Raw genomic sequence first — 22,123 nt, 5'->3', positions numbered from 1 at the left:
CGCACGCGGCGCCGCTTTCCCTTTACATCACGCGACGATGTCGCTGGTCGCTGCCTGGCCAACGGTGCTGACGATGAAGTCCGCCACGCCATGCCCGGAGAAATCCACCGACAACAGGCTGTTGCCGCCCGACGACGTCAACACTGCATCGCCAGCGGAACCGCTGAAGCTATTGACGAAGTGCAGGCCAGCGCCGTTGGTGATGCCGGTCAGATCGATTTTGTCGAGACCGCTGACGAAATCGAGAATCTGATCGATCGCACCCGGCTTGGAATCCGAACTGGCCGCGAACACAAAGGTGTCCGAACCGGCACCGCCCCACAGTTTGTCGGCACCGCCTGCGCCGTAGAGGATGTCGTTACCGGCACCGCCCTTCAGCTCGTTGGCCACGCTGTTGCCGATCAACAGATCACTGCCCGAACCGCCAATCGCGTTCTCGATGACTGCGCCCTTGGCAATCGATACGTTGCCGACCATACCGCCCACGTCGGAGAACGAAGCGCCATTGAGGTTGATCTTCTGGTTTTGGGTGAAACCGGAGAAATCCAGGGTGTCCTTGCCGCCGGCGTCCCACACCGAGAAGACCACTTTGTCGCTCGATGATGAAGCGCTGAGGAAATCACGGCCGGTATTGGAGTTGAAGCCGTAGGTGGTGTCGCCGGTGCGGGTCGTGGTGTTGGCGCCGTAGAGTTTCTGGATCGCCGCGATGTCATCCATCAGCGGGCCGGACGAATAAGCTTCGATGCCGCCCTTGCTGAAGTTCTGGTTGGTGTTGCTCTCGCTCCAGTAACTCATGACGCTGTAGCCACGAGTGTCCTGGCCGTAAGTTGCGTCGTTGTAGGTCGGGTTGCCATTGCCTGCGTTGTAGTCGCCAGGGTGAGCAAGGCCCAGGGTATGGCCGATTTCGTGGGTCAGGGTCTGACGACCGTAGTTGTTCAGATCCGGGTTCTTGTTCTGGGTATAACCGCTGTTGATCAGGTACCACGAAGTACCGTCATAACCAGCGCCGGTGCCCGGCAGATAGGCAAACGCCGCAGCGCCGTCCTGGCCACCGCTGTAGTTGCCGAAGGTCATGTGCCCGTCGCCACCCGAGGCTCGCTCGGTGAAGGTGACATTGGCAACGTCGGCCCAGGATTGCATGGCGAGCTTGGCCTGGGTTTGCTGCTGCGCGCTGAACTGACTGAATCCGCTGATCCCGTGCTTGTTCATTGTGCTGTTCGAGGCCGACGTCAGGAACGTATAGGTCAGCTCGATCGTGCCGCTGCCGTCCTTGTCCTGGTAGGCAGCACCATCACGCAGCAATTGCGTAGCCGCCTGGTCGACGGTATACGAGGGTTTGCCATTGACTGTGAGGTTACCGCCACGGTCGTACTGATGGCTGAAGCTATTGATCTGGTTGTAAGCCGAGCTGAAGGCGGCCAGCTGGAAAGCCTGTTCGGCGCTATCAATAGCGTTGGTTTTAACTTTCGACATAAACACACTTCCTTGTTTAGCAATGGAACAGTTTTTGTCCGACAGGACGATCTTTGGCGAGATCGTCCTATCACTCGCCCAATGAAGGCGTAACGAACCTGACACAATTTGAAATCTGTCGTAAAGGATTTTTTTGCGATCCAATTTGGCGGTGTCAGGAAACTGCCGTAAACAAAGCGTGCGGCGAGGAAAGAATGTTTTTAGTTGGTGGGATAGCAGGATTTGCCTGAAGATTTTCTATTTAAATATTAAATATCAGTAAGTTTTGATTTGTCGGGCAAGTCACACTTTCAAGCTGCGGTGCCAGTGCTTTGATATCAACTCCATGACTTTATTCGGACTGTAGGAGCTGACGAGTGCAACGAGGCTGCGATCTTTTGACTTTGACCTTTTTAAGATCAAGATCAAGAGATCGCAGCCTCGTTGCACTCGTCAGCTCCTACAGAGGACGGAGGTTCAGCTACCGGTACGAATCTTGTTCCACACCCGCGTACGAATCCGGTCGATATTCAACGGCATCGCCTCCAGCGCAAACAGCTTGCCCATCATTTCCGGGCTCGGGTAAACCTTGGTGTCATTCTTGATCGCCGGGTCGATCAGTTTGTCGGCTTGTTCGTTGCCATTGGCGTAATGCACGTAATTGGTGATGCCGGCCATGACGTCCGGGCGCAGCAGGTAGTTCATGAAGGCGTAGCCGGCCTTTTCGTCCGGTGCGTCGACGGGCATGGCGACCATGTCGAACCAGATCGCAGCGCCCTCCTTGGGAATCGCATAACCGATCTCGACGCCGTTCCTGGCTTCCCTGGCGCGGTTTTCGGCCTGGAGGATGTCGCCGGAAAAACCAACCGCGACGCAGATGTCGCCGTTGGCCAGGTCGCTGGTGTATTTCGAGGAATGAAAATAGCTGACGTACGGACGCACTTTCATCAGCAGCGCTTCGGCTTTCTTGTAGTCGTCGGGATTCTTGCTGTGGTGTGGCAGGCCGAGGTAGTTGAGCGCCGCCGGTAGCAGTTCCGGGCCGTTGTCGAGGATCGCCACGCCGCACTTCTGCAGTTTTTCCATGTATTCGGGTTTGAAGATCAGATCCCAGGAATTCACCGGCGCGTTGTCGCCCAGCACCGCTTTGACCTTGGCAATGTTGTAGCCGATACCGGTGCTGCCCCAAAGATACGGGAAGCCGTGCTCGTTGTTGGGGTCGTTGGTCTGCAAGGCCTTGAGCAGCGCCGGGTTTAGATTCTTCCAGTTCGGCAACTGACTCTTGTCGAGTTTCTTCAGCGCCCCACCCTGAATCTGCCGCGCCATGAAGTGGTTCGACGGAAAAACCACGTCGTAACCGGATTTGCCGGTCATCAACTTGCCGTCGAGGGTTTCGTTGCTGTCGTAGACGTCATAGGTGACGCCGATACCCGTGTCTTTCTGGAAGTTCTTTGTGGTGTCCGGGGCAATGTAGTCGGACCAGTTGTAGACCTTGACCGTCTCGGCCGCGTGACTGACGGAAGCGGCCAGCAGCAGCGGCGCCAATGCGAGGGTTTTCTGGATCATGGGGCGATTCCTGTATGGGCTTTTTTTGTTGGCAGGCAATCAAAGGATCAAACAATCAGAAAATCAGCACGTAGCTCTTGCGCACGGTTTGCTGGATATCCCAGATTCCGAGCGTGTTGGCCGGCAACATCAGTGCGTCGCCGCCTTGTATGTGAAGGGTTTCGCCGCCGCCGTCGGGGGTGAACGTGCAGCGCCCGGAAATGAAATGGCAGAACTCCTGCGCGGTGATCTGCCGGCGCCAGCGACCGGGGGTGCATTCCCAGACGCCGGTTTCAACGCCGTCGTCGCGCTCGACGCTGGTGGTCGAAGCAATTGCGACGGGCTCGCCGAGGGGGACGGCGACCGGGTTGGATTCCTCAAGCTCGAGCGTGGCAGTGTTCTTGAATTGGGTGATGCTCATGGCGTGACCTGTTTATTGAGGGAAACGGCGTTTAGTGCATGAAACCTTCCATGAACCCGGCGACACGGCTGGCGAGCTTGCGCCGCCACGGTGCGGTCGCCGGATTGGCCAGCGTCTGGTCTTCATGCACGAAGCTTTTGATGATCGCGTTGTAACCGAGCCAGCGGCATGGCTCCGGCTCCCAGGCACGGAGCGCGTGAATGCCGCCGTCAGGCAGCACCCACGGTTGTTGGGTCAGCTCGCTGTCGCGCTCGAGAATCAGATCGGCCAGCGTCCGGCCGCCGAGATTGCTGGCACCGACGCCCTCGCCGCCGTAGCCGCCCGATAGGGCGATGCCGTTGGCGCGATCGCAGAGCATGTGCGGTTTGAAATGCCGCGACATGCCGAGGTTGCCGCCCCAGGCGTGGGTGATCTGCACATTTTTCAGTGGCGGGAACAGTTCGCCGAACAGATAGCGGCGCAACTCGACCTCGTCACGGGTCAGGTTGAAGTCATGGCGCAGCTTGCCAGCGAACTGATAACCGCCACGGGCGCCGAAAATCAGGCGGTTGTCGGCACTGCGTTGGCCATAGGTGACCTGACGGCTGAACTCACTGAAGGCCTGCCCGCGATTGAGACCAATTTCGTCCCAGGTCGCAGCAGACAGCGGCTCGGTGGCGACGATCAGGCTTTGCACCGGCAACTGGTAGCGACCGAGTGGCGGCAACGTCACCGAGTAACCTTCCACGGCCGGGACGATCCAGCGGCTGCGCACGCTGGCCTTGGCGGTGCGCAAACTGCCGGATTGCCATTGAATGACCGGGCTGTTTTCGTAGATTTTCACGCCCATGTTCTGCACGGTCCGCGCCAGGCCACGCACCAGTTTCGCCGGGTGAATGGTCGCCACGTGAGGGGCAAAGATTCCGCCGTAGGGTTTCGCCACACGGATCTGCTGAGCCAACTGCTCGGGGCTGAGCCAGCGGTAATCGTTGTCGGTCAGACCCTGAGCGTGCAGCTTGCTCAGGTATTCGCGCAACACCGCCTCCTGCTCGGGATAGCGCGCCGCACAATAAAGCACCCCGCCCTTACGGTAATCGCAGTCGATGCGTTCGCGTTCGAGGACGATCTCAACTTCGTCCGGGATGTTGTGCAGCAGGTCGTACGAAGCGCGGCGCTGCTCTGGCGATAATGCTGCCAGCAGACGATCCTCGCCGAGCAGATTGCCCATCAGCCAACCGCCATTGCGTCCGGATGCACCGAAGCCGGCGGTTTGCGCCTCGACGATGGCGATATCCAGGCCAGGCGCGTGTTTCTTCAGGTAGTACGCCGTCCACAATCCGGTATAACCGGCGCCGATGATTGCTACGTCGACATCCAGGTCCCGCTCCAGCGCAGGCCGCGCCAGTAGGGGCTCATCGAGCTGATCCATCCATAAACTGATCGTGCGCCACGCCGACATGCCAGACTCCGCCCTGAAAACCTTCGATGGCGTCGATCCTAGTGGTTGCCTTCAGTGGCTGTCTTGCGCGCGTGCCCGCAGAGAAATTTGTTTGGCGTAGGCCTTGGGTGATTGGCCGGTGTGCTCGCGAAAGCACTTGTAAAACGCCGACAGCGAGTTGAAGCCAGCGGCAAAGGCCAACTCGTCGACGCGCAACGGCGGCATGGCGCTGTTCAGCGCACGCAGCAAATGCTGCAGGCGCGCCTGATTGACGTAGCGATAGAAGCTCTGCCCGAGCACCTGGTTGAGCAAATAGGAAATCTGATTGCGGCTGTACCCGCACTCCTTTGCCACCCGTTGCAGGTCGAGTTCAGGATCGAGATACGGTTGCTGTTTTTCGAAATATTGCTGCAGGTCCTCAGCCATGAAACTCAGTTGCCGTGGCGACAGCCCCAGACGGCTGACCGCCGGGCGCTGATTCGGCGCTGTGCTGCCATCGGCTTGGGTGCGCACCAGCGAGGCGTACTCATTGACGCGCCAGATCAAGCCATCCTTGACGGTGATCGCTTCGCTGGAACGGAACGACACCAAGCCGTCGCCGCCGCGCAAGGTCACTTCGTACTGAATGAACGCGGTGTCGCCATCCACCCGAATACGATCGCAATGCTCGAGCAGTTCGTCTGATTCTCGCGGCATGCTTACGCGCACGTATTCGCGCAACTCATCCAGAGCAAGCACGCGGTTCTGAAAGAAATCGTTGTACCGGATATCGGCGTGATAAAGCGCCATGACGCTGTCCAGATCCCGGTGTTTCCAGCTCAGGTGATAGCGCATGACCGTGGCGGCCGTGGCCTGGGTCTGTTCTGGGCCGTCGTCATCGGCGTGCATAAGCGGCTCGGCGAAAAAGAACCGAGCTTGCCCAACTTCCACTGCCGCTTCAATGAAAAATCCATAGTGGCGTTTTGGCGATAATCGATGAGCCAGTGACTTACATCAAAAAATGCGAATCAATCGCTAAACGGACTGAAAAATCTCACAGTTTTTTCACACACGGATGCTACTTTTAAAGCTCAAGCACTGGTTGAGCCAATGAAGGCTCTTCCCACCTAACATGAGCAAAAGGAAGCGCTCGATGAAGCAGGCGGGCAACACCATGAACAAAGGGTTCAGCAAAGTCACCTTTCCCAACGCTTGCCAGCTGATGCGCTGGCATTTTCATCCTATGGGTTTCGAGGCGACGATGGATGCGCCGGGCAGCATGATTGCCCGTCTATTCGATCGCGCCAGCGGCGAAACCATGATCGCCATCGCCGGCATTCCCTGCGCGACGGTGATGAACGCGGCGGATGTCGAGCGAATCATTGAAGCCATCGAGGATGAGCTGGAAGCTTTCACTCCTCCTGCATCGCTGAAGAACTACGCCTAACCTTATGATTTAAAAGAAAAAGCCCGCAGCAATGCGGGCTTTTTATTGCTCAGGCAATGGTCTTTTCCATCCGGTGATCGACGAAGAATGGCTTGTCCTTCGCAACTCGGTCTGACGCTCGCGGCATGTTCACCGCCTGGGCCTCCTGCGGTTCGACGTACCAGTAACAATGGCTGACGGCCCGAGTGATGCCCACGTAGGCCAGACGCAGGATTTCGTCCTTTTGCGCAGTGTCGTACGGCTCGCTGTCGCCATGTTTACCCAGCCCGGCCATGCGGTAGACCTGATTTTTGTACGGTGAACTGGTCAGGTGCTGACAATCGCCAAGCATAAACACCGCATCGGCCTGCAAGCCTTTGGCGCTGTGATAGGTCAGTTGTTTCAGCCGCCGAGCTTCATGCGGCAAGCTCGAATCTACATTAAGAACAGGCGCAATGTGCTTTTCAATCAATAACTTATCGCTGCTTTTTCGATACAGCATCAGGATTGAATCACCCCGCCGGTAATGCTCGGCCAGTTGCTGACCCAGCGCTTCATCGTCACGCTCAAGCACGTTGACTGGCTGCAGCGATTTAGGCTCGCCACTCGCCTTGGCCTTCTTGCCCGCGATCGCTGGCGCTGCGCGGACAATGTGTTCGGCGGCGTCGATGATGTGCTGGTGGCTGCGGTAGTTGTCACTGAGCATGACCCGCGTGGTGCTCGGCGAAGGGAATTGCTTGTTGAACTCCATGAAGTAGCTTGGCGAACTGCCGCGCCAGCCGTAAATCGATTGCCAGTCATCGCCAACGCACAACAGCGACGACCGTTGCGCCCCTCGGCCGATGTGCATGGCCGGGCCACGGCTGCGGATTTCATTGAGGCTGGCACGAATCCACGAAACGATCTGCGGCGATACGTCCTGGAATTCGTCGATCATCAAATGTGCCATCGGCCGCAGCAACTCATCGCTGAGCAGCTTGAGGTTTTCCGGCGAGTGTTCACTGAACAGCGCGAACATACGGTTGTAAGTCATCACTGGCGGTTTCTGATCCAGCAAGTGATCCTCAAATGCGCGCCAGAACAGGCTCAGAGCCTCGAAGAAAAAGCGATCTGGATCGTCCTTGGCGAAGCTCATCCGACTGACCGCGTCCGGCACATCCAGACCGAGGTTTTCGATGAAGCCTGCGGCACTGACAAAACAATCCAGCAGCGGTGCTGATGCCAGCTCGCCCTTGACCTTGTAATCGAAGCCGGGGCCGGCGCTGGCATCACCGGCCAATGTCGCCAGAACACGCTTGGATGACTCATAAGTATCAAGCCATATCAACGGCTTACGGCAGAAAGCTTGAAACAGGGTGCGCTTTACCGCCCATTCCGCGCGGACACTCAGCCTGGCATTGGCTCGACTTAGCTGGGCGTTTTCCCTGGGATCAAACCCCAACACCACCCAGGCATCGAGGCTGGGAATATAGCCGTGAGCGTGGAAGTTCGACCCATTGATTTCGAAGGTCTGACGATTGGGCTCGATGCCTTTGATGGGCCACGCTTTGGCGCGAATCCACAGGTCCTCGATGACGTCGCACAGTTCTTCATCGCGCTTGGCCGCCAGTTCCGTGACCGCCATGCGCTTCTGCACATCGGGATGATCGCGCTCCAACTCCTTCAACTGCAACCCGGCGCGGGACAATGGCTGAATCAACTGACGGAAACGCTCATCGTCGTTGAACAAGCGGTGATAACAAGCGTTCAGTTGCTGTCGCTGCGCATCATTGATGCGCAGGTCAAACGGATTGCTGTCGACCGCCTCTGCGCCGCTTTGCGGGCGATCGCTGAGGTTCTCGAAGGCCTGCAAGCGCTCGAAACCCGGCAGACTGCGGACCATCGGCAGAATGCGCGAGTGAAATGTTCGCACCAGTTCCCGGGCCTGCTTGAGGTTCAGCGCCTGCCCCCATAGCGTGAAGATTTCGATGAGCTTGTTGATGAAGTCCTTGCGCGATTCGCGGGTGAAGGTCACCACGGTCATTGAATCCAGCTCAAAACCCAGATAATGGCTGAGCAATAGAATGCGCAGCACCAACGTAGTCGACTTCCCGGCCCCGGCGCCCGCCACCACCGAGGTGGACGGCGTCTCGCTGAAGATCATTTTCCACTGCGCAGCGCTGGGCTGAGCGTGGGCCGGGAGTAAACGGGCGACGTCAGCCTTGATGCGTTTTTTCAATTCCGCCGTCAGTGGCAGACGCCAGTCATCGAACAGGTTGTTATCGACACTGGGCGGACGATGCTCGGTGTTGCGGCTGTCGCGAATCAGCAGAACCTGGCGGCCCTCTTCCAGCCCCTCGAGTTTGCCTTCCTTGAAGCCGTATTCGACACCGGCGGTGTGTCCGCTGCGAAATCCGTCGGCTTGCCCGTGCAGCCACGACGCCCGGTGCTGGGCGCGTAGTTTTGTCAGGCCGTGACCGAAGAATCGCGCGGCCAGACGCTTGAACCATGGCATCTCGGCCAGTGGGCGAAGTTCAGGAGGAATATCGGGGGTGTGTTGCGCCACGCTGACGGACTCCAGGTGAGAGGCTGTGGCGGCTATGGTGTCTGGATTTACCGTTCAGTTCTAGCGAAATGCTTACAGGTCATCGGTTTAGGCGACGAATTGAAAGTCGGATGAAATGATCCCGAGGCAAGATTCCATCTAATTCTCTGATCCTGATGCGGCAGTTTTTGCGCTTTTTATCGATGATTGTTTGATAGATGATCGCCGTCATCAACCACGGGGCCCGTTCCCTGACGAACCTTATCGAGGAGACGATCATGCTTGAACTCAGACCCTTCAGCTCGCTGGGCGGCGCTCATCATGGCTGGCTGGACGCGCATCACCACTTTTCGTTTGCCGAATACTACGACCCGCAACGGATGAGCTGGGGCAATCTGCGTGTGTGGAACGATGACATCATCGCCGCAGGCACCGGTTTCCCTCAGCATCCGCACCGCGACATGGAAATCATCACTTATGTGCGTGAAGGCGCAATCACGCACCAGGACAACCTCGGCAACAAGGGCCGTACCGAAGCCGGCGATGTGCAGGTAATGAGCGCTGGCACTGGCATCGCCCACAGCGAGTACAACCTGGAGGACAAGGAAACCAGGATCTTCCAGATCTGGATTCTGCCGACGGAAACCGGTGCGCCGCCGTCATGGGGAGCCAAGCCATTTCCAAAAGGTGAGCGCGAAGGGTTTGTAACCCTGGCCAGCGGCAAGGACGGCGACGACGACGAAAGTCTGCGCATTCGCGCCAATGCACGTCTGGTCGCCGCCAACATCAAGGCCGGTGAAACCGCTGAATACCGGCTGGACGAAGGGCGTCGCGCCTATCTGGTACCGGCTACCGGCGTGATCGAGGTCAATGGCTTGCGTGCCCATGCGCGTGACGGTGTGGCGGTCGCGCACGAGCAAGTGCTGACGGTCAGGGCGCTCGAAGACAGCGAGATCGTATTGGTCGACCTGGCCTGATCCGCAGGCAGCAAAAAAGGGCAACCATCACGGTTGCCCTTTTTCATGTGCGCCTCACTTGCTGGAAATAGCGCCATCTACCAGTGTTTGCGCTTCGGCCACCAATTGCTTGAGGTGGTCGTCGCCGAGGAAGCTTTCTGCGTAGATCTTGTAAATGTCTTCAGTGCCTGAAGGACGCGCGGCGAACCAGCCGTTTTCGGTCATGACTTTCAGACCGCCAATCGCCTGATCGTTGCCCGGTGCGTGGCTGAGAATGCTCTGGATCTTCTCGCCAGCCAGTTCGGTCGAGGTAACCTGCTGCGGCGACAGTTTGCTCAGCAGTGCCTTCTGCTCCGGGTTGGCCTTGGCATCAACACGCACCGAGAACGGTTCGCCCAGTTCCTCGGTCAATGCGCGGTAGGCCTGGCTTGGATCGCGCCCGGTGCGCGCCGTCATTTCGGCAGCAAGCAAGGCTGGGATCAGACCGTCCTTGTCTGTACTCCAGACCCCACCATCCTTGCGCAGGAACGAAGCGCCGGCACTCTCTTCGCCGCCAAAACCCAGCGAACCGTCGAACAGACCGTCGGCAAACCATTTGAAGCCGACCGGCACTTCGTACAGGCGACGGCCCAGGCGCTTGGCCACGCGATCGATCAGGCCACTGCTGACCACGGTTTTACCGACGGCGGCATCGGCGCGCCACTGCGGACGGTTCTGAAACAGGTAATCAATCGCCACCGCCAGATAATTGTTCGGCGCGAGCAAACCACCGGACGGTGTAACAATGCCGTGGCGGTCATGATCCGGGTCGCAGGCAAACGCCACGTCGAAACGTTCTTTCAGACCGATCAGGCCCTGCATCGCATGGCTGGACGATGGGTCCATGCGGATCTGGCCGTCCCAGTCGACGGTCATGAAACGGAAGGTCGAGTCGACCTGTTTATTCACCACGTCCAGATCAAGACGGTAGTGCTCGGCAATGGCGGACCAGTAGCGCACCCCTGCTCCGCCCAGCGGATCGACACCCAGACGCAGCTTGGCGTCGCGGATCGCATCGAAGTCGATCACGTTGATCAGGTCGGCGACGTAGGTGTTGAGGTAATCGTGGCGATGGGTCGTGCTGGCCTTGAGCGCTTGCTCGTAGCTGATGCGTTTGACCCCGGCCAGTTTGTTCGCCAGCAGTTCATTGGCCTTGGCTTCGATCCACTTGGTGATGTGGGTATCGGCCGGGCCGCCGTTGGTTGGGTTGTATTTGTAGCCACCGCTTTGCGGCGGGTTGTGCGACGGGGTGATGACGATCCCGTCGGCCAGACCGGAGGTACGGCCGCGGTTGTAGCAAAGAATGGCGTGGGAAATTGCCGGGGTCGGCGTGTACTCATCGCCTTCGGCGATCATCACCGTGACACCGTTGGCGGCGAGCACTTCCAGTGCGCTGGCGCCGGCCGGGGTCGACAGTGCGTGGGTGTCGATACCGACAAACAGTGGCCCGGTAATGCCTTGAGCTTCGCGATACAGGCAAATCGCCTGGCTGATGGCCAGAACGTGCCATTCGTTGAAACTCGAATCGAAGGAGCTGCCACGGTGGCCGGAGGTGCCGAACGCCACTCGCTGGGTAGAAATAGATGCATCAGGCTGGCCGGTGTAATAGGCCGTAACCAGTCGCGGGATATCGACCAACAGTTCTGCCGGTGCCGGTTTGCCCGCAAAAGGACTGAGTGTCATGCAAAAACCTCTGAAATCGGAGTGGTTCAGGAAATGCTGTGCAGTTTACTGGCAGTTTGACCACTGTGCGACGGGATGTATCCAAACCTCGTCCGATGTTTTCTAACGTTATGGATCGGGCGACAGACGCAAGGCATCGCCGAGCAAGCAGATGACACTCGCCAAATCCCGTTCGCCATGGCTCAACGCACTCAACCGCAGGTGGTCGGCGTATAAGCCCTGCAGGCTGAACAGCTCGCCCGGTGCCACGATGATCTGTTGCCTGAGCAATCGTTGGAACACATTTGCCATGTCGACCGGGCGCAACGAACGCACCCACACCGTCGCCCCGCCCTGCGGCTCGACAATCTGCAAGGTATCGCCCAAACGCTCGCGCAACACTTGAATCAACAAGGTTCGACGTTCGCAGAGCATGCGCCGCAGCACAGGAAGATGCTGATCAAGCCGCCCGCCACTCAACAATCGGGCAATCGCCTTCTGCCGGATTGGCGACAAGCGAAACGCGCGTAACAGAAAATGACGTTGCAGCTCCTGACGCCAATGTCGCGACAGTACAAAACCGAAGGGCGCTTCTGTGCCGATGAGCTTCTCGAAAGTGGAAAACACCAGCAGCCGTCGCGGATCCAGCCAGTGCCGCAAGCGCTGGTTATCACAGCGCTCATCAAGCTCGCTGTAACAGTCATTCTCCAGCACCCAGATGCCATATCGATCCAGCATTTGCGCAATGGCCTGCTGATGCTCATGGGTGAAACCGGTGCCTTGGGGTGTGCTCAACACCGAAGACAACAGGATCAAGCGCACCGACTCCCGCTCCAGCAGCGACTCGAGCAAGCGGAGATTGAGCTCGCCTTCCACCAGTGCAGGCCACTCGATCACACGCACTCCGCAAGACTCGAGCAGGCGCAATATCACCCAGTCACAGGGTGATTCAACAATGACGGCGGATTGACGCAACTCCAGTACCGAAATCAGGATCTCCAGCACTCCCCGCAGGTCGGCTCCGATGTAGACGTCATCGGCATGCCAGAAATGCTCCGTCGAGCAGGTGTATCGCGCAGCCAGGGCAACTCGCAGTTCCAGCTCACCGCAAGGCTGTATGAAGGATTGAAGCTGACGAGGGTATTGACGCAGGAGCTCGCGCTCCAACGTTAACAGAGGACTGTCCAGCGGTTGCAGCGAAGCCGGGTCGTCGTCGCTCAAAACGCACATTCCGGGACGCCTGGCGTTGACGTAAACGCTTTCCAGCAGATCTCTGCCGTTGCCCGGGGTATCGATGCCTGGCAGCACCTGCGCGTAATACCCCGACTTGGCTATCGAATAGACCCGTCCTTCCTTCTCCAGCAATGAATAGGCGTATTGCACTGTCGAGATCGACACATCCAGCCGGTCGGCCAGTTGGCGTAACGAAGGCAGACGTACCGCCGTGCTACCGCCGGCGTCATCAATCAGTGTTGTCAGATATCGATAGACCGCCTGATAAACAAAGTCGTTGTCCCGTGCGCCCTTCACGCCCTCTTTTGCACAGGCATTTGTTTCGCGCCCCAGGCTTCGGTTCACCGTCAGCGTTCCGTCGACCGCTCGAATGGCGAGGCTGAAACCACCTCATCCAGGCCCGCATTCTGCGAGGCGAATTCTGCGGGCGCGTGAACCTGCACAGGTCCCATGGCATAGAGGCGGATGATCATCCCGACGGGCAAACCACTGACTTCCGTTATCCATTTCACCACCTGTTCAGGGGCGTGCAGGCCTTGCATGGCACGGTGCAGATCGGGCATTGCCACCAGCATCCCGGGGTGACAGTTGCGCAGAAACCGCTCAAGTCCTCTGCCGTTGTCAATAAACGGTGCGAACAGCAGGCACGTCAATTGCGTTTCGTTCAGAGCGAAACCATGCAAGAGATAATCCTGTGCCAGTAAACGCAGCGGCTCTGGCCCCCCGAGACTGTCGAAGCTGCCCATCAAATGTTCGCAGACGGACTGCGCAGCTTCTTTTCGATGCAGGTCGGCCAGCGTCTTGTGCAAATAGTCGTCGACACCCGCTTCATAGGTTCGTCCCTCGATGAACCGGGCGTGCATACCGCGCACGTGTGCGGAAATCAGCGGATCGGCAAATAGCACTTCACCTTGATACAGCGTCAGTTCGTCAGGCTCGAACCCCAGAAATTCACCCAGCAGCGGCCAGCGATCCTCAAGCTTGCCGACCATCATGTCGTTCACATCGATGAAGCTGGTGCGCCGGCAGGCTTCGAATTCGCCTGCGGGGCGCCAGACGACACGGTCATCACCGCGACGCAGCTCGCGATAGAAATCGTCACCGAGCCCGTCAAGCAGAGGGAACAGCGCCTCGAATCCGCACGGGACAGGTTCGGGACCCGCGATTGCCACCCTCTGCATCGCGCGGTTCAGACCCTCGAGAAAATGCCGCTGGCTGCTCCGCGATTCAGTGCTGATCATGGCGTCGACACCATTGCTCCAGCGAGCGATGTGGCTGTAATACTCGGCGGTCGCCAGATAGGCGTCATCCCATAATTCGGGTGTTTCGATCCAGGTACGACAGTGCCCGACAAGCAGCAGGTTGACACGATTGCTTTCATGCCCCTGCGCACTGACCGGCGTGCGGTGGTCGAACGCAAGCACCTCGCGGTTATCGACCATCAGCAGCTCGACGCGAGGATCGTCGTAGAGAAACAGTGCGCTGTAGCTTCGATGCAGGTTTTGCTGGGTGGTCGGGCCATTGCCATTCCAGCGCAAGGTGGCCACGCGCAGCTGAAATGTGGCTGGCGCCCGGCCCGCGATGGTCAACTGAGCAGCTCGTAGCAATGCCAGCGTATAGCAGCTGTCACGGGAGCCGGACTGATTGACCAGAACCTTGAACTGACCGATGTTCTCCGTGCCGCCGGCAGCCACGACAAGGCGCTGGATCAACAGCTGCAAGGCCGTGCGCTCTGCCCGTGAAAAGAAGCCCAGCAAACGTTGCAAGACTTGCTGGTAAACGTAGTTCATTGCCTGATCGTGGATCGTGCTCATCGGAATATACCCGGTATAGAAAGTTTCATGCCGCACGCACTGAACAGTGGGTCCGCGACAATTGGATCAATAAGTAATAGACGCTGAAATGCTAACACTTACAAAGTTGTAGTTATTTGAAACACTTGATCTGAAAAAATCGCAAAAGACGCCGACCTGCATGCTCAAACACCCGTATTCATTGGATATTTTCGGTCGAAAAATAGTCTGAGGAAACTTCTTACAGCGTCCCACGACATTTCATTACAAGAAAAGAAGAAGTAACTTCCGAATCGCCCTACAGCAAATAAACAGAAAATTACGAAGTCAGCCGGGCCAGCCGTTTGATATTGCCCTGAATAAATTGAACGCACAGCCATAGCTCATTCCTTGAGATGAAAGTAATCATTCAATTATCAGCGCTTATAGTGTGATTAGAAGATACAGATCGAGAGCAAAAACCAGTTCAGTTGCTGAAATGGTCAGCGCTTCGGTGACGGACAGGATCAGTTCCGGAACGGAATATAAACAAAAGAGTCCGTGGGGCCACGGACTCTGTTTAGCGGGTTTACGCGGGTTCGACCTGCAGTGCGACCCGCTCGCGGCATGGGCATTCGTCCATGTAGCGGTGTGCTTCGACGAACTCGTTGAAGGCAAATACACGCGTTTTGAGCGGCAGCAGCACGCGGTCAGCGGTCAACTGGTTGATGTCACGCAACGCGCGTTGCAGCGCGACATGGTCCTGAACAATACCCAGTTCCGGCTTACCGGTGAAATTGCCAATGCAGTGCACAAAGAACTGGATGTTCTTCTGGAACGCTGCGCACGCCGGAAACGGTGTCTGATTACCGCCCTGCAGTCCGTACAAAACCAGACTGCCGCGTGGCGCCAGCACATCGCCGAGCAACGACATCTGCGGACCGCCGAGGCCATCAAACACCACGTCGACGCCGCGGTTATCGGTGATCTTGTTGATACGCATCAACAAATCTTCCTCTTCGGTGACGATGACCTTCTCAGCACCGAGGGACAGCAGGTACTCGCGCTCCTCCGCCGACTTGGTCGCTGCAATCACTCGCACACCGAGCGCTTTACCGAGTTGGACGAACGAGGGGCCGGCGCAGTGGCTGGCATCAGTGACCAGCGCAAATTGTCCTGGTTTGACCCGCGCCAGATCGGCATAAGCGAAGTAGGCGATCAACAGCGGCGTGTAATGCACGCTGGCTTCGATCGGGCTGAGCACATCCGGGTAGCGGGTCAGTGCCGTGCGCGGCAAGACGATCGACTCGCCGTAGACCGGATAATCGTTCGGGCTTTCAGCCGGGAAACTGGCGACTTTGTCACCGACGGACAGGTCTTCAACGTCGGCACCCACCGCCGTGACCACGCCAGCCATTTCATGACCAAGACCCGAAGGCAGACGGGCCTGGGATGACGCCAGATTCTGACGCCACAGGGTGTCGTACCAACTGATGCCGATTGCCTCGACACGCACCTGCACTTCGCCAGGACCTGGCTGAGCAGCCGCATGCTCTTCGCATTTGAGCACCTCGGCCGGACCAAACTTGTGAAAACGGATCGTGCGGGACATCGCAAACCTCGTCAAAGTAACCTCTAATGCCATGAACTCTATCTGGGCTTTCGACCCAAGACCATCAGTGGCTATTAATAGTCGACATGCCTGTCATTGATTCCGCATCAGGGGCGGCATTGGCAAAAACCAGCAAAAAAGCGCTGCAGCCGTCTCGTAAAAGCTGAATTTTCCGGTGCAGAGTACCAGCCTTTCCCCGTAAGATTCATGCCGGCCATTGTTCTCATATGGCCGCTCTCGTCAAGCTTGATGACTCTGCCAGGACTCCAGATGAATCGTAATGACCTGCGTCGTGTCGACCTGAACCTGCTGATCGTGTTTGAAACATTGATGCACGAACGCAGTGTGACTCGGGCCGCGGAAAAATTGTTCCTCGGCCAACCGGCTATCAGCGCCGCGTTATCGCGCCTGCGCAGCCTGTTTGACGATCCGCTGTTTGTCCGCACCGGCCGCAGCATGGAACCGTCCGCTCGCGCGGTGGAAATCTTCGCGCTGCTCTCACCTGCACTTGATTCGATCTCAACGGCTGTCAGTCGTGCCGCCGATTTCGATCCGGCGACCAGCACGTCGGTGTTCCGCATCGGTTTATCCGACGACGTCGAATTCGCCCTGCTGCCGATGCTGCTCAAACGCCTGCGCGCCGAATCACCGGGCATCGTCCTTGTCGTGCGGCGGGTCAACTACATACTGATGCCGGGCCTGCTGGCTTCCGGCGAGATTTCGATTGGCGTCAGCTACACCACCGATCTGCCGGCTAACGCCAAGCGCAAGGTCCTGCGCCGCAGCGCACCGAAGCTGCTCCGTGCCGACACCGTGCCGGGGCCGCTGAGCCTGGACGACTACTGCGCCCGACCGCACGCGCTGGTGTCGTTCGCTGGCGATCTCAGTGGTTTCGTCGATGAAGAACTGGAGAAACTCGGACGCAAACGGCACGTGGTGCTGGCTGTTCCGCAGTTCAACGGACTGGGAACGTTGCTGGCGGGCACCGATATCGTCGCCACCGTGCCGGATTACACGGCGGACGCACTGACAGCGGCTGGTGGTCTGCGCGCTGAGGACCCACCGCTGCCAACGCGCACTTTTGAATTGCACATGGCCTGGCGCGGTTCGCAGGACAATGACCCGGGTGAGCGTTGGTTGCGGTCGCGGATTCAGATGTTTTTTGGCGATCCGGATAGCCTGTAGCCCGTCCCTCTACCCGAGCTACTTGCCACCGGTCACATCCAGAAATGTACCGGTGACAAACGAGGCTTCCGCGCTGGCCAGCCACAGGATAGCCCGCGCCACCTCCTCCGGCTGGCCGCCCCGCCCCATCGGGATGGACTCCTTCACGCGATCAACCCGCCCCGGCTCCCCGCCGCTGGCGTGCATGTCCGTGTAGATGTGCCCGGGACGAATGCAGTTGACCCGAATTCCCTCCCGCGCCACTTCCTTGGCAAAGCCGATGCTGAAGGTTTCCAGCGCGCCTTTCGACGCTGCGTAATCGACATATTCATTCGGGCTGCCCAAGCGCGCCGAAGCAGACGACACATTGATCACCACGCCACCCGCTCCGCCGTGGCGCGAGGACATGCGCTTCACCGCCTGCTGCGCACACAGAATCGGCCCCAGAGCATTGACCGCGAAGATCCGCTGCATGCGTTCGAAGCCGAGGTCTTCCATGCGTGACTGCTGCGCCAGCACGCCAGCGTTATTGACCAAAACGTCGATGCGCCCGAATGAACGATCAATCGCCGAGAACAGCTCAATGACCTGCTCGGGCTCGGCGCTGTCGGCTCGCACCGCAAGCCCCTTGCGCCCCAGCGCTTCGACTTCGGCCACCACCGCCAGCGCGGCGGACTCACTGGCAACATAGCTGATCGCGACGTCGTAACCTTGTGCAGCAGCGAGTCTGGCAGTGGCGGCGCCCACTCCGCGACTGCCGCCGGTGATCAGAATCAGCGGGGCCTGCGAGACTTTATCCATGAGACGTGCTCCCGGGTTTGGGCTGTATCAGCCAATGATGATGGCGCCACTGGCGATGACCACACACGCCAGCATCCGGCGGACAGTGAGTCTTTCGCCGAGGAACAGGGAGCCGAGCAGCGCCGCGAACAACACGCTGGTTTCGCGCAGGGCCGACACCGCGCCCAGCGGCGCCTCGTTCATGGCGTAGATCACGATTGCGTACGCCAGCAAGGACACCAGTCCGCCGATCACAGCGGTGAACATTCCTGGCCGCACGGAAAACAGACTGCGGGCATCGCGCAGGCCGATATAGACCGCTGGCATCAACATCCCCCACAGGGCGCTCATCCACACTGTGTAAGCCAGCGGCGCGCCGGAAAGCCTGGCGCCGATGCCGTCGACGACGCTGTAGGCGGCGATGAAACAACCGGTGCCCAACGCGTAAGGCAGGCTCGGCACCGACAGGCTGCGCCCCCGGAATGCCAACGAAATAATGCCCCCGGACACCAGACCGATGCCGAGCAGCTCGCTCGCAGTGATCGTTTCACCGACGAACAGCGCGGCACCAAGTGCGATCAGCGCCGGCGACGAGCCGCGGGAAATCGGATAAATCTGCCCAAGGTCACCGACTCGATAGCTGCGCACCAGAAACAGGTTGTAGCCAACATGCAGCAGTGCCGACAGCAGCGCATAACCCCAGCTCTGTGCTGCAGGCGGGGCCATGAAAACGGCGGCGACGGCGCAAACCATGGCGATGGCAACGCACATTATCGTCATCGACCAGAGCCGATCGGCACCGCCGCGCAACATCGCGTTCCAGCTGGCGTGCAGGAGCGCGGCGAACAGGACGAGGAACACGAGGTGCAAAGGCATGCCGCATTCTAGGCATCCGCAGCATTCGCGTTACAGAGAAGTCTCCTCATCGCCTCATGAGCAATACCTCATGGCTCAATACTGTGCGCTCTGCACCTTGCACGCCTCACCCAGCAACCATTGGCGAAATCTGAGGATGTGCGCCTGCGCTTCGATGCCTTTGGGGCAAACGAAATAATAGGCAAGCGGCGACTGGAACGGCACATCGAACAGCCTTACCAGCCGGCCGTCGCCGATTTCATTTTCGACGTGCCCGCTGCGCACCAGCGCCACCCCCTGCCCGAGCAACGCGGCTTCCACCGTCATGTTGGTGTCGCCAAACCTGACGCTCTCGCGCAGCGGTAAAAACTCCAGCCCGACTGACTGAAACCACACCTCCCATTTCGGCGCCAGCTCGGCGCCGTCGCGAATAAGTAACGGCATTTGCAGCAATTCGGCGGGACTGCCCGGCATGCCGACGCGCTGCAGCAGTTCGGGACTGGCCACGGGGAACACCTGCTCGCCGAACAGGAACTCCGAGTACAGGCCAGGGTAATTGCCCTTGCCCAAACGGATCGCGACATCAGCGTCGCCGCTGGCGAAATGGATCACCTTGTCCGTGGTATCGAGCGATACCAACAATTCAGGGTGCTGGCGCGACAGACCAGGCAAGCGTGGCAGCAACCACTTCAAAGCAAACGAATAAGTGGTGCTGACGCTCAGCCGAACCCTGCCTTTTTGTTCGCGCAGATCCTCCAGCGTCGCCTCAAGGCTGGTGAAAAACTCACGTACGATCGGCGCCAGCGCAGCCCCGGCGGCTGTAAGGCGCAACGCTTTGCCGCGCTCGAACAATGGCAATCCCCAAAGATCTTCAAGGTGCCGGAGCTGATGACTGACTGCGCTCTGGGTCACATGCAGTTCCTGCGCGGCAGCAGTGAATGTCGGGTGTCGAGTGGCCACTTCAAAAGCGCGCAATGTGGCGGTCGGGGGCAGGTCTTGCATATAGGAAAGGTCCGGCGGGGCTGAAGGTCATGGCATGAATTACCGCTCATGTTAGAGCCAAATGCTTTTGCACGCTTCTTGCCCGAAGTGGATTTGGCAATGATCGGGTTTTGCTTCAGCAGCACACCCACACATCGAAAGTCGAGAGCCGATGACAAAACCCATGTTAACGATTAGATTACGCCGCCCCGCCAATGGAGAGTCGGGCGTTCAGTCTCCTGCTCTCTTTTGCGGACGTCTGCACCAACGGAAACATTCGGGAAGCATCTGCCCCGTCTTTCGACTGATCAATTTTTAGGGAAAAAAACATGAGCCTGGTTTTCTGCCGTGGTTGCGCCAAGGAAATAAGTACGCTGGCGCTGGCATGCCCACAGTGCGGCGCACCCCAAGCGCCACTGCATTCCATTGCCAGTGGCCCCGTCATGGCGAGCGGCAACCCGTACGTGGAAGCACTGAAGAAATATGCCGTGTTCACCGGACGCGCCACGCGCCGTGAATACTGGATGTTCTTTCTGATCAACATGGGCATCGCAATTGCCATCAGCATTGTGGACGGTCTTCTCAAAACCGGTGGTGCCCTGCAAAGCCTGTACAACCTGGCAATGCTGTTGCCGAGTCTTGCTGTTGGCGTACGGCGCATGCACGACACTGACCGCAGCGGCTGGTGGATTCTGCTGCCCATCGTCAACATTGTGTTTCTGGCGCAAGACAGCCAACCCGGCCCCAATCGGTTCGGTGCCAACCGCAAAGGCTTCAACTGATCAATCGCCGCCATCGCGGATCGAAACGGCCTTCATGGCCGTTTTTTTGTGCGGAACGCATTCACAGCTGCGCTGGATCGTTGCGGTTAAAGCAACAAACTTTTGCCAGCAAGCCAATTGATAGCCACCTAACGAAAGGCGCATGCTAGAGGGCTGCCTCGGCGCTTATATCATTCCGAATGATAGTTACCTTTGCTTCATTCGATTCGTGCCATCACACCCGCGCCGAGCATCATCCGCCCATCTTCAATACTTCGGCGGATTGCATCCATGGAACAATCACTCAAACATTTGCGCTTCCCGTTGGCCATGCTGGCCGTACTGGTGATGAGCGCCTGCGGCAAAACTCCGGAGACTGCCGGCGCCCCGCCCGCTGCCAAAGTCAGCGTAGCCAAGGTGCTGGAACAACCGGTCAACGAGTGGGACGAATTTACCGGGCGCCTCGAGGCGCCGGAAACCGTTGAAATCCGTCCACGGGTTTCAGGCCAGATCGATCAGGTCGCATTCACCGAAGGCGCACTGGTCAAGAAAGGTGACCTGCTGTTCCAGATCGACCCGCGTCCGTTCCAGGCCGAGGTACGCCGCCTCGAAGCTCTGGTCGCGCAAGCCCGCGCTACCGCCACTCGCAGTGAAAACGAAGCCGCTCGCGGTGAACGTCTGCGCACCAGCAACGCCATTTCCGCTGAATTGGCCGACTCGCGCACCAGCGCTGCCCAAGAGGCCCGCGCCGCCGTCGGTGCTCTGCAGGCACAACTGGATCTGGCGAAACTGAACCTGAGCTTTACTCGCGTCACTGCACCGATCAGTGGCCGCGTCAGCCGCGCCGAAATCACTGCCGGCAACCTGGTGACCGCCGACACCACCGCGCTGACCAGCGTCGTGTCCACCGACAAGGTCTACGCCTACTTCGACGCCGACGAGCGTGTATTCCTCAAGTACACCCAACTGGCCCGCAACGGTCAGCGCGGCGCAACTACGCCGGTGTACATGGGCCTGTCCAACGAAGATGGCAACCCGCACCTGGGTCAGATGAACTTCGTCGACAACCAGGTCAATCCGAAAACCGGCACCATCCGTGGCCGCGCCGTGTTCGACAACACTGACGGCACCTACACCCCAGGCTTGTACGCACGGTTGAAACTGGTTGGCAGCGGCACCTACAACGCCATGCTGATCAATGACGAAGCCGTCGGTACTGACCTGGGCAAGAAGTTCGTGCTGGTCATGGATGGCGACAACAAAACCGCCTACCGCGCCGTTGAACTCGGCCCGAAAATCGAAGGGCTACGCATCGTCCGCACCGGTCTGCAAAAGGACGACACCATCATCGTCAAAGGCTTGCAACGGGTTCGTCCTGGCTCACCGGTCACCCCCGAAGTGATTCCGATGGCCAGCGAGCAGACCCTCGCCGCCCTCGCTCAACAACGTCAAGCGCTGGAAGCCAGCAACCTGCCCAAAGTTGCCCCTGCCAAGGGCGCATCGGGTTCGGCTGCGAAGCTGGCCGCTACGACCCCACGCGGTTAAGG

General features: G+C 58.7%; 18 protein-coding genes. 5 read left to right on the top strand and 13 right to left on the bottom strand.

Annotation, left to right across the window (positions count from 1 at the left end):
- Positions 1-27 precede the first annotated feature (27 nt).
- The 5 genes from ACIGDJ_RS00230 to ACIGDJ_RS00210 form a co-directional block, all read right to left on the bottom strand.
- Positions 28-1,473: a serralysin family metalloprotease gene (locus ACIGDJ_RS00230; RefSeq protein WP_397478103.1), complete on the bottom strand. Its 1,446-nt coding sequence runs from the start codon at positions 1,471-1,473 to the stop codon at positions 28-30.
- 456 nt (positions 1,474-1,929) lie between these two features.
- The gene (locus tag ACIGDJ_RS00225) at positions 1,930-3,015 is read right to left on the bottom strand and encodes a polyamine ABC transporter substrate-binding protein (RefSeq protein WP_397478102.1); all 1,086 of its coding nucleotides are present in this window, start codon (positions 3,013-3,015) and stop codon (positions 1,930-1,932) included.
- A gap of 55 nt (positions 3,016-3,070) precedes the next feature.
- Positions 3,071-3,415 carry a cupin domain-containing protein gene (locus tag ACIGDJ_RS00220; RefSeq protein WP_101160392.1) on the bottom strand — a complete coding sequence of 115 codons (345 nt, stop codon included), beginning with the start codon at positions 3,413-3,415 and terminating at the stop codon, positions 3,071-3,073.
- A gap of 31 nt (positions 3,416-3,446) precedes the next feature.
- Positions 3,447-4,853, bottom strand: a complete 1,407-nt coding sequence (locus ACIGDJ_RS00215; protein WP_397478101.1) for an NAD(P)/FAD-dependent oxidoreductase — start codon at positions 4,851-4,853, stop codon at positions 3,447-3,449.
- A 51-nt stretch (positions 4,854-4,904) separates the two neighbouring features.
- The gene (locus ACIGDJ_RS00210) at positions 4,905-5,720 is read right to left on the bottom strand and encodes an AraC family transcriptional regulator (protein WP_101160513.1); all 816 of its coding nucleotides are present in this window, start codon (positions 5,718-5,720) and stop codon (positions 4,905-4,907) included.
- A 265-nt stretch (positions 5,721-5,985) separates the two neighbouring features.
- Between ACIGDJ_RS00210 and ACIGDJ_RS00205 the strand changes: the two genes are divergently transcribed.
- Complete coding sequence (locus ACIGDJ_RS00205) at positions 5,986-6,258, top strand: DUF1652 domain-containing protein (RefSeq protein ID WP_101160516.1); 273 nt, start codon at positions 5,986-5,988, stop codon at positions 6,256-6,258.
- A 49-nt stretch (positions 6,259-6,307) separates the two neighbouring features.
- Here the strand turns inward: ACIGDJ_RS00205 and ACIGDJ_RS00200 are convergent, their stop codons facing one another.
- Positions 6,308-8,782 carry a UvrD-helicase domain-containing protein gene (locus ACIGDJ_RS00200; RefSeq protein WP_397478100.1) on the bottom strand — a complete coding sequence of 825 codons (2,475 nt, stop codon included), beginning with the start codon at positions 8,780-8,782 and terminating at the stop codon, positions 6,308-6,310.
- A 257-nt stretch (positions 8,783-9,039) separates the two neighbouring features.
- Between ACIGDJ_RS00200 and ACIGDJ_RS00195 the strand changes: the two genes are divergently transcribed.
- Positions 9,040-9,738: a pirin family protein gene (locus ACIGDJ_RS00195; protein WP_101160519.1), complete on the top strand. Its 699-nt coding sequence runs from the start codon at positions 9,040-9,042 to the stop codon at positions 9,736-9,738.
- A gap of 54 nt (positions 9,739-9,792) precedes the next feature.
- Here ACIGDJ_RS00195 and pgm read toward each other — a convergent pair whose 3' ends face one another.
- From pgm to ACIGDJ_RS00175, 4 genes are all read right to left on the bottom strand, one after another.
- A complete protein-coding gene (gene pgm, locus ACIGDJ_RS00190; RefSeq protein ID WP_101160400.1) occupies positions 9,793-11,439 on the bottom strand; it encodes a phosphoglucomutase (alpha-D-glucose-1,6-bisphosphate-dependent) in 1,647 nt (548 codons plus the stop codon).
- A gap of 108 nt (positions 11,440-11,547) precedes the next feature.
- Complete coding sequence (locus ACIGDJ_RS00185) at positions 11,548-12,948, bottom strand: aminotransferase class I/II-fold pyridoxal phosphate-dependent enzyme (RefSeq protein ID WP_397478365.1); 1,401 nt, start codon at positions 12,946-12,948, stop codon at positions 11,548-11,550.
- A gap of 50 nt (positions 12,949-12,998) precedes the next feature.
- Positions 12,999-14,465 carry a hypothetical protein gene (locus ACIGDJ_RS00180; RefSeq protein ID WP_397478099.1) on the bottom strand — a complete coding sequence of 489 codons (1,467 nt, stop codon included), beginning with the start codon at positions 14,463-14,465 and terminating at the stop codon, positions 12,999-13,001.
- A 547-nt stretch (positions 14,466-15,012) separates the two neighbouring features.
- Positions 15,013-16,035, bottom strand: coding sequence for a zinc-dependent alcohol dehydrogenase family protein (locus ACIGDJ_RS00175; RefSeq protein ID WP_101160407.1), 1,023 nt, complete (start codon positions 16,033-16,035; stop codon positions 15,013-15,015).
- Positions 16,036-16,305: 270 nt separating this feature from the next.
- On the opposite strand from ACIGDJ_RS00175, the gene ACIGDJ_RS00170 reads away from it, so the two are divergent.
- Complete coding sequence (locus ACIGDJ_RS00170) at positions 16,306-17,220, top strand: LysR family transcriptional regulator (RefSeq protein WP_101160410.1); 915 nt, start codon at positions 16,306-16,308, stop codon at positions 17,218-17,220.
- An 18-nt stretch (positions 17,221-17,238) separates the two neighbouring features.
- Here the strand turns inward: ACIGDJ_RS00170 and ACIGDJ_RS00165 are convergent, their stop codons facing one another.
- The 3 genes from ACIGDJ_RS00165 to gcvA form a co-directional block, all read right to left on the bottom strand.
- The gene (locus tag ACIGDJ_RS00165; protein ID WP_397478098.1) at positions 17,239-18,000 is read right to left on the bottom strand and encodes an SDR family oxidoreductase; all 762 of its coding nucleotides are present in this window, start codon (positions 17,998-18,000) and stop codon (positions 17,239-17,241) included.
- A gap of 27 nt (positions 18,001-18,027) precedes the next feature.
- On the bottom strand, positions 18,028-18,855 hold the full coding sequence (locus ACIGDJ_RS00160) for a DMT family transporter (protein WP_101160416.1): 828 nt from the start codon (positions 18,853-18,855) through the stop codon (positions 18,028-18,030).
- A 75-nt stretch (positions 18,856-18,930) separates the two neighbouring features.
- Complete coding sequence (gene gcvA / locus ACIGDJ_RS00155; protein ID WP_397478097.1) at positions 18,931-19,836, bottom strand: transcriptional regulator GcvA; 906 nt, start codon at positions 19,834-19,836, stop codon at positions 18,931-18,933.
- A 308-nt stretch (positions 19,837-20,144) separates the two neighbouring features.
- Here gcvA and ACIGDJ_RS00150 point away from each other — a divergent pair, with 308 nt between their 5' ends.
- Entirely contained in the window at positions 20,145-20,597 is a 453-nt protein-coding gene (locus ACIGDJ_RS00150; RefSeq protein WP_313001409.1) for a DUF805 domain-containing protein, read from the top strand.
- A gap of 270 nt (positions 20,598-20,867) precedes the next feature.
- Positions 20,868-22,121 (top strand): multidrug efflux RND transporter periplasmic adaptor subunit MexE, encoded by a 1,254-nt coding sequence (gene mexE, locus ACIGDJ_RS00145; protein WP_101160425.1) that lies wholly within the window; start codon positions 20,868-20,870, stop codon positions 22,119-22,121.
- Positions 22,122-22,123: the final 2 nt, after the last annotated feature.

The organism is Pseudomonas sp. NPDC079367 (assembly GCF_044542195.1).
In the GTDB taxonomy this organism is placed as follows: domain Bacteria; phylum Pseudomonadota; class Gammaproteobacteria; order Pseudomonadales; family Pseudomonadaceae; genus Aquipseudomonas.
The sequence above is the reverse complement of the archived record's forward strand: the minus strand, read 5'-3'. Positions and strand labels throughout refer to the sequence as shown.